14 protein-coding genes and 1 pseudogene are annotated in these 15,645 nt (G+C 65.6%); 10 read left to right on the forward strand and 5 right to left on the reverse strand.

Annotation, left to right across the window (positions count from 1 at the left end):
* Window positions 1–31: 31 nt before the first annotated feature.
* Entirely contained in the window at window positions 32–1,132 is a 1,101-nt protein-coding gene (locus RPS27_RS34990; protein WP_212067173.1) for a DUF2336 domain-containing protein, read from the forward strand.
* Window positions 1,133–1,142: 10 nt separating this feature from the next.
* On the opposite strand, the gene RPS27_RS34995 is transcribed toward RPS27_RS34990, so the two are convergent.
* Window positions 1,143–1,781, reverse strand: coding sequence for an NrsF family protein (locus tag RPS27_RS34995; protein WP_212067174.1), 639 nt, complete (start codon window positions 1,779–1,781; stop codon window positions 1,143–1,145).
* Window positions 1,782–1,783: 2 nt separating this feature from the next.
* Entirely contained in the window at window positions 1,784–2,329 is a 546-nt protein-coding gene (locus RPS27_RS35000; protein WP_194407120.1) for a sigma-70 family RNA polymerase sigma factor, read from the reverse strand.
* Between the two features lie 291 nt (window positions 2,330–2,620).
* Between RPS27_RS35000 and RPS27_RS35005 the strand changes: the two genes are divergently transcribed.
* The 7 genes from RPS27_RS35005 (at window position 2,621) to RPS27_RS35035 (ending at window position 8,228) form a co-directional block, all read left to right on the forward strand.
* On the forward strand, window positions 2,621–3,286 hold the full coding sequence (locus RPS27_RS35005; RefSeq protein WP_212067175.1) for a hypothetical protein: 666 nt from the start codon (window positions 2,621–2,623) through the stop codon (window positions 3,284–3,286).
* A 147-nt stretch (window positions 3,287–3,433) separates the two neighbouring features.
* Entirely contained in the window at window positions 3,434–4,213 is a 780-nt protein-coding gene (locus tag RPS27_RS35010; protein WP_194407118.1) for an enoyl-CoA hydratase, read from the forward strand.
* Window positions 4,214–4,433: 220 nt separating this feature from the next.
* Entirely contained in the window at window positions 4,434–5,831 is a 1,398-nt protein-coding gene (locus tag RPS27_RS35015) for a TolC family outer membrane protein (protein ID WP_211417681.1), read from the forward strand.
* A 105-nt stretch (window positions 5,832–5,936) separates the two neighbouring features.
* Window positions 5,937–6,227: a type II toxin-antitoxin system RelE/ParE family toxin gene (locus RPS27_RS35020; protein WP_194407116.1), complete on the forward strand. Its 291-nt coding sequence runs from the start codon at window positions 5,937–5,939 to the stop codon at window positions 6,225–6,227.
* Window positions 6,227–6,577, forward strand: a complete 351-nt coding sequence (locus RPS27_RS35025) for an addiction module antidote protein (RefSeq protein WP_194407115.1) — start codon at window positions 6,227–6,229, stop codon at window positions 6,575–6,577. Before RPS27_RS35020 ends, RPS27_RS35025 begins: the two co-directional genes overlap by 1 nt.
* Window positions 6,578–6,657: 80 nt before the next feature.
* The gene (locus RPS27_RS35030; protein WP_212067176.1) at window positions 6,658–7,215 is read left to right on the forward strand and encodes a hypothetical protein; all 558 of its coding nucleotides are present in this window, start codon (window positions 6,658–6,660) and stop codon (window positions 7,213–7,215) included.
* 50 nt (window positions 7,216–7,265) lie between these two features.
* Window positions 7,266–8,228 carry an amidohydrolase family protein gene (locus RPS27_RS35035; RefSeq protein ID WP_212067177.1) on the forward strand — a complete coding sequence of 321 codons (963 nt, stop codon included), beginning with the start codon at window positions 7,266–7,268 and terminating at the stop codon, window positions 8,226–8,228.
* A gap of 3 nt (window positions 8,229–8,231) precedes the next feature.
* Here RPS27_RS35035 and RPS27_RS35040 read toward each other — a convergent pair whose 3' ends face one another.
* The 3 genes from RPS27_RS35040 to RPS27_RS35050 all read right to left on the reverse strand — a co-directional run bounded on the left by RPS27_RS35040 (window position 8,232) and on the right by RPS27_RS35050 (window position 14,180).
* Complete coding sequence (locus RPS27_RS35040) at window positions 8,232–11,348, reverse strand: efflux RND transporter permease subunit (RefSeq protein ID WP_212067178.1); 3,117 nt, start codon at window positions 11,346–11,348, stop codon at window positions 8,232–8,234.
* A 29-nt stretch (window positions 11,349–11,377) separates the two neighbouring features.
* Window positions 11,378–12,622: an efflux RND transporter periplasmic adaptor subunit gene (locus RPS27_RS35045; protein WP_211417686.1), complete on the reverse strand. Its 1,245-nt coding sequence runs from the start codon at window positions 12,620–12,622 to the stop codon at window positions 11,378–11,380.
* Between the two features lie 145 nt (window positions 12,623–12,767).
* Window positions 12,768–14,180 carry a CoA transferase gene (locus RPS27_RS35050; protein ID WP_212067179.1) on the reverse strand — a complete coding sequence of 471 codons (1,413 nt, stop codon included), beginning with the start codon at window positions 14,178–14,180 and terminating at the stop codon, window positions 12,768–12,770.
* 57 nt (window positions 14,181–14,237) lie between these two features.
* On the opposite strand from RPS27_RS35050, the pseudogene RPS27_RS35055 reads away from it, so the two are divergent.
* Together RPS27_RS35055 and RPS27_RS35060 are read left to right on the forward strand one after the other, a co-directional pair.
* Window positions 14,238–14,524, forward strand: a pseudogene (locus RPS27_RS35055) (hypothetical protein).
* A gap of 199 nt (window positions 14,525–14,723) precedes the next feature.
* On the forward strand, window positions 14,724–15,494 hold the full coding sequence (locus RPS27_RS35060; protein WP_211417688.1) for an SDR family NAD(P)-dependent oxidoreductase: 771 nt from the start codon (window positions 14,724–14,726) through the stop codon (window positions 15,492–15,494).
* Window positions 15,495–15,645: the final 151 nt, after the last annotated feature.

Here is a 15,645-nt window from a genome sequence, read left to right on the forward strand (position 1 = left end):
GCCGCCGGACCGAGCGCTCCAGGACAGGGCAATGAGATCCAAATCCGCAAAATCATCCGAGAATCTGCTGGAAGAATTACAGACCGCGCTCTCGCACGGCACCGTGGCGCGCCGAGTCGAGACGTTGCGCCGCGTCACCGATCTCTTCGTGGGCAACGCGGTGGATTATTCCGACGCCCACATCCGCGTGTTCGACGACGTGTTCCAGTGCCTGGCCGAGCAGATCGAGACGTCGGCCAGGGCGCTGCTCGCCGACCGCCTCGCACCAATCGCGGCCGCGCCGCCGAAAATCATGCGCACGCTCGCGCTCGACGAGGTCATCGAGGTCTCCGGGCCCGTGCTGTCGAAATCGGAACGGCTGGACGAGACGACCTTGATCGAGATCGCGCGCACGAGAGGCCAGGCGCATCTCAAGGCGATCTCGCTGCGGCGCGTGCTGTCGGAAGCGCTGACCGACGTGCTGGTGACGCGCGGCGACGCGGACGTGGTGCAGTCGACCGTCAAGAATCCGGGCGCCCGGCTCTCGGAGGGAAGCCTCACCGACCTCGTCACCCGCGCCGAACGGGACGACGACCTCGCCACCTGCATCGGCCTGCGGCCCGACCTGCCGCGTCATCATTACCTGAGGCTGGTCGCCAAGGCCTCCTTGAGCGTGCGCAGGAAGCTCGAGGCCGCGCATCCCGAGCTCGCGGACGAGGTGTCGAGCGTGGTCCAGGAAGTGGCCCAGAGGGTCCGCGCCGCCGCCATGACCAAGCAGACCGAGATGGCGCGCGCGCTGGTGAAATCGCTGCACGAGGACGGCCGTCTCAACGAATTCCAGGTCACCAATTTCGCCGAGCAGGGCAAGTTCGACGAAACCAATGCGGGGCTCGCCGCGCTCGCGGGCATCCCGGTCGAGACCGCCGAGACCATGATGATCGAAAGCCGCACCGAGGGCGTGATGATCCTCGCCAAGGTCGCGGGCATGACCTGGCCGAGCGTGCGCGCCATCATCGCCATGCGCGAGAAGCTCTCGGGCGGCTCGCAGACCGACATGCTGACGCTGCGCGATACTTACGAGGCGCTGCGCTCGTCGACCGCGCAGCAGGTGCTGCGCTTCCACCGCATGCAGCAGGGCACGATTCCGGCGTGAGACTGGCTCGTCAGTAGCGCAGGACCCTGGATCCGACCGCCGCGCCGATCGCCGCCACCAGCGCGGCGGCGAGCGTGTACCAGGTCGCGACGAACAGGGGCGAGTCATCGGTGCAGTGCGAGGCGTAGAGCGTCGCGGCCAAGCCGGCCGACACCAGGCCGGCGAGCGCGCCGGCCAGCGCGGGTTGCGAGGGTGCACCATGTCGCAGGCCGAATAGCGCACCCGCGAGCAACGGCAGCGACATCGCGGGGATCGCGAGCAGGCACACCCTGGAATTCTTGCCCACCAGCCGCATCGTCATCGGCATCGCCGGCGCCATCATCGCCTCGCTGCCGATCGCGACCGCAAGCAGCCCAACGGGGAGCAGCAGCAGCCAGCCCCAGCCGCGCATCAGGGCTTCGGGACGCGACAGATGCAGGCTGACGATGATCGCCGGGATCGCGAGCGACAGCGTGACCGCGAACTTCATGTCGAAGAACGGATTGCGCATGGCCGTCATCACGTCGGCGCGCACGCCGAGGAAGGTCGCGAAAATCAGGATCGACAAGGGCGCGGCCACCAGCAGCGCCATGGTCAGCACGGCGCCGACGCGCGGGGCGCGGTGGGCGTTGTCGGCTGCGAGCGAGCGGATCAGTTGGTCGGTATCCATGACTAGTGGTCCCGCAATTTGGCAGTCAGTGCCGCAAGTCCGCGATGCAGTGCGACCCGCACCGCGCCTTCGCTCATCGAAAACTTCGAAGCCGTGTCCTTGATCGAGGCGCTCTCGACCGCGATCGACTGCAGCACGTCGCGCTGGCGCTGCGGCAGCGTGCCCAGTTGCGCTGCGACCTCGCCCGCAGAGACTGTTTCCTGCGCAGTCTCGCCCGGCAGCGTCTCGGCGAAATCGTCGATGTTGACGAAGACGCGCCTGCCGCGTCGCCTCAGCGCATCGATCAGCTTGTTGCGGGCGATCGCGAACAGCCAGGGGGCGAAGGGGGCCTCGCTGTCCCAGGTGTGCCGCTTCAGGTGCACCGCCAACAGTATCTCCTGCACGATATCCTCGGCCTGATCAGGGGGTTGCCCGGCCCGCGCCAGGCCACGCCTCGCCGCGGCGCGCAGCACCGGCGTGATCGCCTTCAACAGGCGATGATATGCCGCATCATCGCCTGCCATGGCCGACCGCATCAGGCCGGTCCATTCGTCCTCACGTCCGCGCACGCGCGCCCCTCACCATGCAATTCGGCCGTTCGTTCAATTTGTTACGCGGGCCGAACGAGATCACGAATTCGTGATCAATGCCCGGACCTCGCGACCGATACGGCCGTCAACCTCTGCGACGGCTCATAACACCGATCGGCTCGTCCCGCACCCGGCGGCCGGCGGCAGCGGGCGGGTTTGCCCCGTTTTTGCCCGGTCTAGCCCGAAGATTCCCATTTTCTGCCCCGCTGTCGTCACGCCCCGGGGTCTCTGTTCGCTCCCGGGACGGGCGGAATTGGGGAGATCATCACCATGATGAAAGCCAGCGGGCGCGCGGCATTGATCCTTCTTGCCGGCCTTTTCGTGCTGTTCGGAGGCGTTGCACAGGCGGCGCCGGACCAGGCCACCGGCGGAAAATTGGACAGCGCAGGCAAACAGGCTGACGCGGCCAAGCCGAGCAAGCACCGGCGCCACGAGTCGCGCCGCACCAGCAGCAGCAAGACCGCACAGAAATCCGACGACAAGACCGACGCCCCGGCAAAGACCGAGGAGCCGAAGGCCGACATCAAGGCCGAGAATGACACGCCGGCCTCGAGCCAGATGCCGCCGGCGGTCGCCAATGCCAATGCCCAGCTCGCCGCCGCCGATACGCCGACCGCGGCTGCGGCCTCCGCGATGACTGACCGCGCCAACGACAATGTCCAGGCCGCGGCCGATAATCCCGGCGCCCCGAACGCCGAGAGCCAGGTTGTCGCACCCGATCAGCTCAACGACATCGACCGTGCCGTGCAACAGGACAGCCCGCCGGCGCAGAAGACGGTGATTGCCGCAACCGAGGCCCAGCCACGGCCGGCGCCGGTGATGGCAAGCAGCCAGCAGAGCTCGGCCTGGGACCAGAGCTCCCTGATCGGGAAGATCTTCATCGGCGTCGGCACGCTGCTGACGCTGGCGTCCGCCGCACGCATGTTCATGGCGTGATTGCGAGCCCGGGCCCGGCCCGAATTCTTCGTCTGAAACACCTCTTCCGGAACGCGCGCTCGCCGCGTGTTCCGGGGCCTTGAGCCCCCTTGAAGGCATCCGCGCCAGCGGGCACATTGCCCGCCCAATCAAACGCGTGGGTGGAGCATGAGCACGTTCGAACACATCATCGTCGAAAGCAAAGGCGCGGTCGGCATCATCAAGCTGAACCGGCCGAAGATGCTCAACGCGCTCTCCTTCGGCGTCTTTCGCGAGATCGCAGCTGCCGTCGATGATCTCGAAGCCGACGACGCCATCGGCTGCATCGTCGTGACCGGCAGCGAGAAAGCCTTTGCCGCCGGCGCCGACATCAAGGAGATGCAGCCGAAGGGCTTCATCGACATGTTCTCCGAGGATTTTGCCGCGATCGGCGGCGACCGCGTCGCGCGTTGCCGCAAGCCGACGATTGCGGCAGTTGCCGGTTATGCCCTCGGCGGCGGCTGCGAGCTCGCCATGATGTGCGACATCATCATCGCCGCCGACACGGCAAAGTTCGGCCAGCCCGAGATCACGCTCGGCACCATTCCCGGCATCGGCGGTACCCAGCGCCTGACGCGCGCGATCGGCAAGTCCAAGGCCATGGATTTGTGCCTCACCGGTCGCATGATGGATGCGGCGGAAGCCGAGCGCTCAGGCCTCGTCAGCCGCATTGTCCCCGCCGACAAGCTGATGGACGAGGTGATGGCGGCGGCTGAGAAGATCGCCGCGATGTCGCGCCCTGCCGTCGCGATGGCCAAGGAAGCGGTGAACCGCGCCTTCGAGACCACGCTCGCCGAAGGCATGAGCGTCGAGCGCAACCTGTTCCACGCGACCTTCGCGCTCGAGGACCGCTCCGAGGGCATGGCGGCGTTCATCGAGAAGCGCAAGCCGGTGAACAAGAACCGGTAATTTCGGCGAGCGGTCAGGCTGGTGTAAGGCTCTGCCGCGCTCCCTTAAGCCCCCTGTGACGAAGCTGCAACAAGCACGGATTTCATGGGGGTTTCCCCCGCGGCAGTTTGCCTGCGGGACCTCGGCTGGTTAAACAGTTAAGAGGCCACCGTCGGCGGGGGCGGACAGCCGGGTTAAGCGGGATTACATGATTGGACGTACCGCCAGAGCTGGTCGCGTGATGACGCGGCATCGATCGGGCGTGGGTCCTGCGCTTGCGACATGGACCACGCTGGCGTTCTGTTGCGCCCTGCCCTCCAGCGCCTGGGCCGAAGCCCTGCCGGAGGCGCTGGCCAAGGCCTACCAGACCAACCCGCAGCTCAATGCCGAACGCGCGCGACAACGCGCCACGGACGAGAACGTGCCGCAGGCCCTCGCCGGTTACCGGCCTCAGATCGTGGCGAGCCTCAGCGCCGGCCTGCAAACGGTGCGCAATCTCCTGCCCGACAACACGATCCAGACCGGCAATTTGAAGCCATGGATCATCGGCGTCACCGTGACGCAGACCCTGTTCAACGGGTTCCGTACCGCCAACAATGTGCGGGCCGCCGAACTCCAGGTGCAGTCGGGCCGCGAGGCGCTGCGCAATGTCGGCCAGGGCGTCCTGCTCGACGCGGTCACCGCCTACACCAACGTGCTCGCCAACCAGTCGCTGGTCGAGGCGCAGCGTTCCAACGTCGCCTTCCTGCGCGAGACGCTCGCGGTCACCCAGCGCCGCCTCAACGCCGGCGATGTCACGCCGACCGACAGCGCGCAGGCCGAGGCGCGCCTCAATCGCGGCCTTGCCGATCTCAACGCCGCAGAAGTCGCGCTTGCCATCAGCCAGGCGACCTATGCGCAAGTGATCGGCAATTCGCCCTCACAGCTTCGGCCCGCCGAAGTCGTCGACCGCTATCTGCCGAAGAGCCGCGAAGACGCCATGACGATGGCGATCCGCCAGCATCCGGCAGTGATGGCCGCCAGCTTCGACGTCGACGTTGCCTCTACCAACATCCGCATCGCCGAAGGCGCGCTGCTGCCGAGCGCCACCATCCAGGGCAGCGCCAGCAAGAGCCGCAACAACGACCCGACGCTCGGCACCTTCGCCGAAGACCAGGCTTCGATCGTCGCCAACGTCACCGCGCCGATCTATGACGGCGGCCAGGCCGCCGCGCAGACCCGGCAGGCCAAGGAGATCACGGCGCAGAGCCGGCTCGTGCTCGACCAGGTGCGCAACCAGGCGCGCACGGCGGCGGTCAGCGCCTGGGTTGCCAATGAGGGCGCCAAGGTCGCGGTCTCCGCGTCGGAGTCCGAGGTGAAGGCCGCGACCGTCGCGCTGCAAGGCGTGCAGCGCGAGGCCGCCGGCGGACAGCGCACGACGGTGGACGTGCTCAACTCGCAGGCCGACCTGATCCAGGCCAAGGCCCGCCTGATCGGCGCGCAGCGCGATCGCGTCATCGCCTCTTACACGCTGCTCAGCGCGAGCGGCCATCTCGACGTCAAGACGCTGAGCCTGAACACGCCGGACTACCTGCCCGAGGTGCACTACCACCAGGTCCGCGACGCCTGGCACGGCCTGCGCACGCCGTCGGGACAGTAGGCGCCCGCGCAGCATCGCTTCACAGCATCCTGCACCGCCTGCCGTCTCGATGCGTCACCCCGGTTTCTTTGACATGCTGTCGCCCATGGGCTACAATTGTGTCCCATGATCGAGGTGAGGCAGACCGAGCTTTTTTCGGAGTGGCTGAATCGCCTCAAGGACGCGAGCGCGGTTGCCCGTATCACCGTCCGCCTTCGCCGCATGGAGATGGGTAATCCCGGCGACAGCAAGGGCGTCGGCCACAACATCCGGGAAATGCGCATCGACCACGGTCCGGGCTACCGGATCTATTATGTGCAGCGCGGAACGCAGATCGTGATCCTGCTATGTGGCGGCGACAAACGCACGCAGCGACAGGACATCAAGCTAGCTCAGCAACTAGCGGAGACATTGTGATGCCGAAAGCAGCAAAAACGGCGGTCAAAGCGGCATCCAAGACGACGCGCTTCGATGCCGCCGACTATCTCGACACTGAAGAGCGCCAAGCCGCCTATATTGCCGCCGCGCTGGAAACCGGTGACGCCGATTTCGTGCGCGACGCCCTCGGTCTCGTTGCGCGTGCGCGCGGCATGAGCACCATCGCCAAGAAAGCCGGCTTGAACCGCGAAAGCCTGTATAAGGCCCTCGGAGAGACGGGAAATCCCGAGTTTGGCACAGTCATGCGCATTGTCGCGGCGTTGGGCCTGACATTGTCGGCTCAACTCGCGACCAGCGGACGAGCGACGAAGCGCCGCCGCGCCGCCTGAGGGAGCCCGCCGCAAGGCGCCCTGGACGTCGCGATTGCTGTGACCAGCCGCCCGATCGGTTCAGACAATGTCAGGTGAACATGAAGAGCCGCCGCATCCATCTGATGGGAGCCTCGGGCGCCGGCGTGACGACGCTCGGTCGCGCGCTTGCCGGCCGGCTTGCGCTGCCGCATCACGATAGCGACGATTATTTCTGGCTGCCGACCGTGCCGCCCTACCAGACCACGCGCCCGGCCGCTGATCGGCTGCGTCTGATGCGCGAGATGTTCCTGCCGCGGCACGACTGGGTCTTGAGCGGAACCGCCACCGGCTGGGGCGACGAACTCGTCGCGTATTTCGACCTCGTCGTCTTCGTGGTCACGCCGCGCGAACTACGGTTGAAGCGATTGCGCGCCCGCGAGGCCGCGCATTTCGGTGCTGATGCCGTCGCGCCCGGCGGCTGGCGTCATGAGGAGACCGAAGCCTTCATCGAATGGGCGTCCCATTACGAAATCGGAGATCGCGAGGGCCGCAGCCTCGCAAAGCATGAAGCGTGGCTCGCCGGCCTGTCCTGCCCGGTCGTGCGTGTTGACGGCGCACGCCCGCTTGCGGACCTCGTTGAGCAGCTATGCAGTGACGTGCAGCGGTTGCCGGGCTGATGTGATACTGTCCCGGCGTCGTCTTCAAGAACGATGCAGGGAGAGAAACCATGCTCAGCCGACGCGGCGTCCTCTTCGCCTCCCTTGCCGCCGGAGTAGCCATGACCAGCAAAGCCCACGCCCGTGCGGCGCAGCCTGCAACGCCGGTGAATTTCGACGTCCCGGCTCATGCCTGCGATTGCCACACCCACATCCATGGCGATGTCGAAAAATTTCCGTTCTTCGCTGGGCGCGTCTACACGCCCGAGCCCGCCAGCCCCGAAGAAATGGCCGCACTGCACAAGGCGCTGCATATCGAGCGCGTCGTGATCGTCACCCCGAGCGTCTACGGCACCGACAACTCGTCCACCCTGTTCGGCATGAAGGCGCGCGGCGCAACCGCGCGCGGCGTCGCCGTGATCGACGACAAGACCACCGAGGCGCGGCTTGACACGATGCATCAGGACGGCTTCCGCGGCATCCGCCTCAACCTGGCGACCGGCGGCGTCAACGACCCCAATGTCGGCCGGCCGCGCTTCACCGCGGCCGTCGAGCGCATGAAGGCGCGCGGCTGGCACGTGCAGCTCTACACCACGCTGACCATGATCTCGGCGATCAAGGACCTGGTCGAGACGGCGCCGGTGCCCGTCGTGTTCGACCATTTCGGCGGCCTCGAAGCCGAGCGCGGCGTGGAGCAGCCCGGCTTCTCCGATCTCGTCGCGCTGGTGAAGTCCGGCAAGGCCTATGTGAAGATCTCCGGCGCCTATCGCTCGTCGAAGCTCGCACCCGACTATCAGGACATGGTGCCTTATGCGCAGGCCCTGATCGCGGCCAATGCGGACCGCATCGTCTGGGGCACGGACTGGCCGCATCCGGATTCGAGCCGGGTCGAGGGACGCAAAGCCACCGACATCGCGCCGCTCTACCAGATCGACGACGGACGTCTGCTCAACCAGCTTCCGGTCTGGGCGCCGGATGCCGGCGTGCGCAAGAAGATCCTGGTCGACAATCCGGCGCGGCTCTACGGCTTCTGACGCTCAGCGCGCGCGGCGCGAGAAGAACGAGATCAGGACCGGCAAGGTCACGAGGATCACGACCGGCGCCAGCATCATGCCGGTGACGACGACGACCGCGAGAGGCTTCTGCACCTGCGAGCCGATCCCCTCCGACAGCGCCGCCGGCAGAAGGCCGACGCCGGCGACGACGCATGTCATCAGCACCGGCCGGAGCTGCAGCTCTCCGGTGCGCACCACCGCCGTCATGCGGTCCATGCCCTCTTCGATGAGCTGGTTGAACTGCGACAGGATGATGATGCCGTCCATCACCGCGATGCCGAACAGCGCGATGAAGCCGATCGCCGCGGAGACGCTGAATGCCGTGCCTGATATCAAGAGGCCGAGCACGCCACCGAAGATCGCCATCGGGATCACGCTCATCGCGAGCAGCGTGTCGGTCATCGAGCCGAAATTGAACCAGAGCAGCACGCCGATCAGCGCCAGCGAGATCGGCACCACGATCGACAGCCGCCGGATCGCGTCCTGGAGATTGCCGAACTCGCCGACCCAGTCCATGTGCGCGCCGGGCGGCAGCTGCACCTGGTCGGCGATCTTCTGCTGGGCCTCGCTGATCGCACTGCCGAGGTCGCGCTCGCGCACCGAGAACTTGATGGGCAGATAGCGTTCCTGCTGCTCGCGATAGATGTAGGCCGCGCCCGAGACGAGGCTGATATTGGCGACCTCGCTGAGGGGAATCTGGGTGACGGTGCCGTTCGGCCCGGGCGCGCCGATCCGCAAATTCTGGATGGCCTCCGCGCTCCTGCGATATTCCGGCGCGAGGCGGACGATGATCGGGAAGTGACGATCGCTGCCGGGCTCGTAGAGGTCACCGGCCGTATCACCGCCGATCGCAACCTTGATCGTGGCATTGATGTCGCCCGGCGCAAGGCCATAGCGCGCGGCCTTGGCGCGGTCGATGTCGATCTGGACGGTCGGCTGGCCAAGCGAGGTGAACACCGCAAGGTCGGTGACGCCCTGCACGGTCGACAGCACCTGCTTGATCTTGTTGGCGGTGTCGGTCAGCGCCTGGAGGTCGCTGCCGAACAGCTTGATCGAGTTCTCGCCCTTCACGCCGGAGACGGCTTCGGAAACGTTGTCCTGGAGATATTGCGAGAAGTTGAATTCGACGCCGGGGAAGCGATCGTCGAGCTGCTTGAGCAATTGCGCGGTCAGCTCTTCCTTGTCGCGGGTGCCGGGCCATTGGCTGATCGGCTTCAGCGGCGCGAAGAACTCGGCGTTGAAGAAGCCGGCGGCATCGGTGCCGTCGTCGGGACGGCCGTGCTGCGATACGACGGACTCGACCTCGGGCCGGGCGCGGATCACCTTGCGCATCTCGTTGACGTAGGAGTTACCCTCCTGGAGCGAGATGGTCGGCGGCAGCGTGGCGCGAATCCAGAGATTGCCCTCTTCCAGCTTCGGCAGGAATTCGAGGCCGAGCAGCCGGGCGAGCGCTACCGTCATCAGCACGAGGCCGACCGCACCGCCAAGCACGATGCTGCGATTGGCGACCGCCCATCGCAGCAGCGGCGAGTACAGCCGGTGCAGGATCAGCATGACCCTGGTCTCGGTTTCCTCGACATGCGCGGGCAGGATGATCGCGGACAACGCCGGCGTGACGGTGAAGGTCGCAAGCAGCCCGCCGGCCAGCGCATAGGCATAGGTGCGGGCCATCGGTCCGAAGATGTTGCCCTCGACGCCCGACAGCGTGAACAGCGGCAGGAAGGCCGCTATGATGATCGCCGCCGCGAAGAAAATCGAGCGCGAGACGTCGGCCGCCGCGCTGAGGATGGCGTGGCTCTTCATGCCGAACAACGTCTCATTGGACATATGCTCGGATTCCGACATCGGCGTCGTCTGCGTCAGACGACGGAAGATCGCCTCCACCATGATGACGGTGGCATCGACGATCAGGCCGAAATCGATCGCGCCGACCGACAGCAAGTTGGCCGATTCCCCACGCAGCACCAGGATGATGACGGCGAAGAACAGCGCGAACGGAATGGTGGCGCCGACGATCAGCGCGCTGCGCAGATCGCCGAGGAAGATCCACTGCAGCAGCACGATCAAGAGAATGCCGACCACCATGTTGTGCAGCACCGTATGGGTGGTGAGCTCGATCAGATCGCCGCGGTCGTAGATGCGCTCGATGCGCACGCCGGGCGGCAGGATGCTGGAATTGTTGATGGTCTGGACGAGCTGATGGACCCGCTTGATGGTCGGCGAGCTCTGCTCGCCGCGCCGCATCAGGACGATGCCCTGCACGATGTCATCGGCCTCGTCGAGGCCGGCAATGCCGAGGCGCGGCTTCTGGCCGACGGTGACGGTTGCGACGTCCTTGACCAGCACCGGATTGCCGCCGCTCTGTGCCACCATGGTATTGGCGAGATCGTCGATCGACCGGATCAGGCCGACGCCGCGCACCACGGCCGATTGCTGGCCGATATTGACGGTGTTGCCGCCGACATTGACGTTGGAATTGCCGACCGCCTGGAGCAATTGCGGCAGCGTCAGCCCGTTGGCGACCAGCTTGTTGAAGTCGACCTGGATCTCATAAGTCTTGCTTCTGCCACCCCAGCCGGTGACGTCGATGACCCCTGGCACGGCGCGGAAGCGGCGCTGCAGGATCCAGTCCTGAATGGTCTTGAGATCGAGCACGCTGTAGTTCGGCGGCCCCACGAGACGGTAGCGGAAGATCTCGCCGATCGGGCTCAGCGGCGAAATCTGCGGCTGCACGTTGCCCGGCAGCGGCGCGAGCTGCGCCAGGCGGTTCAACACCTGCTGCAACGCCTCGTCATAGGTGTAGGCGAAGGAGAACTGAATCTTGACGTCGGAGAGACCGTAGAGCGAGATGGTGCGGATGGTCGTGACGTTCTTCAGGCCTGCGACCTGGGTCTCGATCGGGATCGTGATGTAGCGCTCGATCTCCTCCGCCGACAGTCCCGGGCTCTGCGTCACGATGTCGACCATCGGCGGGGTCGGATCGGGATAGGCCTCGATGTTGAGCTGGTTGAACGCGATCACGCCGCCGATCAAGACAGCGACGAACATGCCGACCATCAGGAAGCGCCGGTTGACGGCAAGGGCGACGAGACGATCCATTCAGGTCTTCAATTTTCTTGGGTCGTCGATCAGCTGCCGGACGCCGCGCGGTCGATGAACAGGCTGCCCTTGGTGACGATCTGCTCGCCGGGTTTCAGATTGCTGGTGACTTCGACGAGGTTGCCGTTGATGAGGCCGATCTTGATCTGGCGCAGCTCGACCGATTTGTCCTCACGCGCGACCCAGATACGGACCTTGTCGGCTTCATAGATCAGGGCCTGTTTCGGCACGGCCGGTGCGGCGCGGTCGCCGGCCGAATAGATCGTGACGTTTGCGAACATCTCCGGCTTGAGCAGGCCGTCCTTGTTGTCGATGGTGGCGCGGACCAGCAGGCGGCGGGTATTGGGATCGATCGCGGCGGCGACGTAATTGATCTTGGCGGTCAGCGGCCGGCCCGGCAGCGCCATCACGTTGACGGTGATGTCCTGACCGATGCACACGGCGGCCGCGTCGCTCTCGCGCACGAAGGCGGTGAGCCAGACCGTGGAGAGGTCACCGATCACGAAGACCGGATCGCTGGCGCCGGAATTGACGTACTGGCCGGGGCCGATCTTGCGCTGCACCACGGTGCCGGCGATCGGCGAATAGATCGTGACTTCCGGATTGATGGCGCCCTTGTCCTGGAACGCCTTGATGGTCTCGTCGGTGAAGCCGAGGATGCGGAGCTTGTTGCGCGCGGCCTCCAGCGCGGTCTGCGAGGACCGCATGTCGTTGCGCGCCTGAACCTGCGTCGCTTCCGCCTGCTGATAGTCCTTCAGCGGAATGGCATGGCCCTCATAGAGGTCCTTGGCGCGCTTGTACTGGATGTCGGAAAGTTCGAGCGCCGACTTCGCCTTGTTCTGCGAGGTCATCGCCGCGATGAAATCGTTCTGGGCCTGCACCGTGTCGGCGGCCTCGATCGTGAACAGCGGTTGACCTTGCTTCAGCGTCTCACCCGGCTTGGCCAGCAGCTTGGTGACGCGGCCGGCATAGGGCGAGAACACCGGCGTCGAACGATCCTCGTCGACGGCGACCTTGCCTTCGGTGACGTATTCGGCGCGGAAGGCCCTGGCCTTGACCGGCTCGATCGTCAGCGTCGCCCATTCGGACGGCGTCGGCGTGAAGTTCTGCGCATTCCTGCGCGACTGGCTGGAAATCTCGGAGTGTTTCTTTTCCTTGGGGCCCAAAGACAGGAAGCCGTAGGCACCGGCGCCGGCAAGAGCTAGTAAAACTACGGATGTGATCACCCGTTGTTTTGTAAACACCTGCAATAGCTTGGTATTTTGAACTACCATGGAGCCCGGTCGTGTCTGCGACGATCTCGGCAGGTACCTGCCTTATCGGTTGCGCTAATAGTGCCGAATTAGGATTTCAAACAACCTAAAAAACGCTGCGCACCTTTCGGTTTGCGTTAAATTTTTGCGACGTGTCAGCTTCACGTCAGCTTCGCTCCGGCCACCGTGCCGGATGAGAGCCGAGCGGCATCGCCGGACGAGACCATTGTGCCGGTGTCGTCGACAGCAGCGCCGAATGGCGCACCGCCTTCAACATGCCGAAGCCAGATGGCATGCTCTCGATGAACGCAGCATGTACGGCCTCGCCCGTAAGATCCGGGGTGTTCAGTCCGCCGTCGAGCCGGCCGAGATTCCAGAGCCAGCGCCCGGTCTGCGCCAGCGACACGCGTACGTGCCAGCTGCCGCCCTCGCTGGCCTGACGCGCCTTGGCCATCATCGCACCGAACGCCATCAGATAGCCGGTGGCGTGGTCGAGCATCTGCGCCGGCAATTCCTTGGGACCATCGAGGCCGGCCGCGCGCCCTTCGGCGTGGTTGAATCCGGTCGTGGTCTGCACGAGCGAATCGAAGCCGCGGCGCTCGGCCCAAGGACCGGCATGGCCATAGGCCGACAGCGTGACATAGACGATGCCGGGATTGATCTTAGCTGCATCCTCCGGCGCGAATCCGATCGCGGCAAGCGCATGCGGACGATAGCCTTGCGAGAAGATGTCGGCATCCGCCAGCAATTCGCGCAACTGCGCCCTGCCCACCTCGCTCTTCAGTTCGATGAAGGTGGTGAGCTTGCCGCGGCCGGTGTCGATGGTGAGCCAGTCGATGGCGGGCAGTTCCGGACCCGACACCAGCAGCACATCAGCACCGTGCGCGGCGAGCGTGCGGCCGGCGACGGGACCTGCGATGACACGGGAGAGATCGAGCACGCGAAGGGCCGAAAGCGGACGATCGTTGCTCGATGATCCTCGTGGCCACGGCTTCGGCGCGGCTTCGCCGATCTTTTCGATCGAGATCAGCGGCAATTGCCCGAGCGCGCGCGCCTGCGGCAGCGCGGACCACTCGTCGTAGCTGCGCATCAGGGCAACGACGCCGCCCGCGGCGTAAGCCGCAGTCTCGAAATCCTCGCCCTTCCAATGCATGAGCGCCGCCTGCACCTTGTCGCGCTCCGGCTCGCAAGCAAGCACCTTGCAGACGGCGTCACGATGATGCGGGAAGTTGGTGTGGCAGCGAACGAAGCGGCCATCGCCGGTCCTGTAGACGCCGGCGATGGCGTCCCACGCCGGCGGCGGCGGTTTGTCGTCGAGACGGAGATAGCGCTCGGAGCGGCATTCGGCGACGGCGTGGCGCATGTCGACGGAAACTTGCTGCGTCTCGCCGCTGCGCAGCCGCCAGATTTCAGCAGCAGCAAGGCCGGCGGCAGCGATCGTCGTCTGCCCGGCGACCGCGACACGAAACGAGGACGGGATTTGAGGCTCCTCGCCGGTCAGCCGCACGCGATCGAGGGCGGCCGCGTCACCACCTGCAGAGGTCCAGATGTCCTTGAGAATGTCGGCGGGGCTTTGCATGGCCGCTTCTCTCCCTTTAGTTTTCCCGACCATGTCACGTTCACAGAAAGGTTTGCAATGGCCGCCATCGATCCCCTCATCGCAGGTGCCGTATTCATCGCGACGGCGGCCACCGATGCCGTCTATGTCATGTTCACCTCGGCCGTGATCGCGCGCAAGCGCATTCCGGCGGCGAACTGGAGCGCGGTCTGGTACCTGCTCTCCTCCTATGCCGTGATCAGCTACACCGAAAACGCGTTCTACGTCGCCTTCGCGGCCATCGGCTCCTGGGCCGGCGCCTATGCTTCGCTGACCTTCCTGCCCGCCCGCCCGGCGGCCCGCCGGTGGGAGCGGCGCCGGAGTGAGGGTCTCTCCCCGTCATTGCGAGGAGCTCTCGCGACGAAGCAATCCAGACTGTTTCCGCGGACGCATTTCTGGATTGCTTCGCGGCGCCTGTCATCGGGCCGCGCTTCGCGCGGACCCGTTGGCTCCAATGACGATGTGGAGGCTTATGCGGATCTCCTGAAACAGCTACACTCGCGGCACCAAAAAAAGGAGCCAACAATGGATCTCGGTCTCAAAGGCAAGAACGCCATCGTCCTCGGCGGCACGCGCGGCATCGGGCGGGCGATCGCGGCGACGCTCGCCGGTGAAGGCGCCAATGTCGCGGTGTGCGCGCGCAACGCCGATCAGGTCGCGGCCACCGTCGCGGAACTGAAGGCGAGCGGCATCAAGGCGACCGGCGGCGCGGTCGACGTCACCGACGGCGCGGCGCTGAAATCCTGGATCGAGGGCGCGGCCAAGGAGCTTGGCGGCGTCGACCTTTTGTTCGCCAATGCCGGCGCAATGGCGCAGGGCCACGATCCTGCATCGTGGGAGCAGAATTTCCGGCTCGACGTGCTCGGTGCCGTGCACGCGTTCGACGCCGCGCGGCCGCTTCTCGAGGCCAGTGGGGCGAACAGCGGCGACGCCGCCTTCGTCATCATTTCCTCGATCTCAGCGGCGCAGGCCGACACGGCCAGTTCCTACGGCCCGATCAAGGCGGCGCTGATCCACATGGCCAAGGGACTGGCGCGGCAATACGCCAGGAAGAAGATCCGCGTGAATGTCGTGTCGCCCGGCACGGTCTATTTCAAGGGCGGCGTCTGGGAGATGATCGAGAAGAACATGCCCGAGCGTTACAACGACGCGATGAAGCGCAATCCGACCGGCCGCATGGCAACGCCGCAGGACATCGCGAACGCCGCGGTGTTTCTGGCGAGCCCGGTGTCGGGATTCACCACGGGATCGAATCTCGTCGTGGACGGGGCGATCTCGAACCGCGTGAATTTTTGAGGATGCGGCTTGCCGGGCTCTCTCTTCCGTCATGGCCGGGCTTGTCCCGGCCATCCATGCGCTGCTGTGCTCGCCGAAAGACGTGGATGCCCGGGTCAAGCCCGGGGCATGACGACCGAGAGTGTGGCGCACCGTCGTCGCAATGACGGTG

Source organism: Bradyrhizobium sp. WYCCWR 12699, assembly GCF_032144035.1.
Taxonomy (GTDB): Bacteria; Pseudomonadota; Alphaproteobacteria; order Rhizobiales; family Xanthobacteraceae; genus Bradyrhizobium.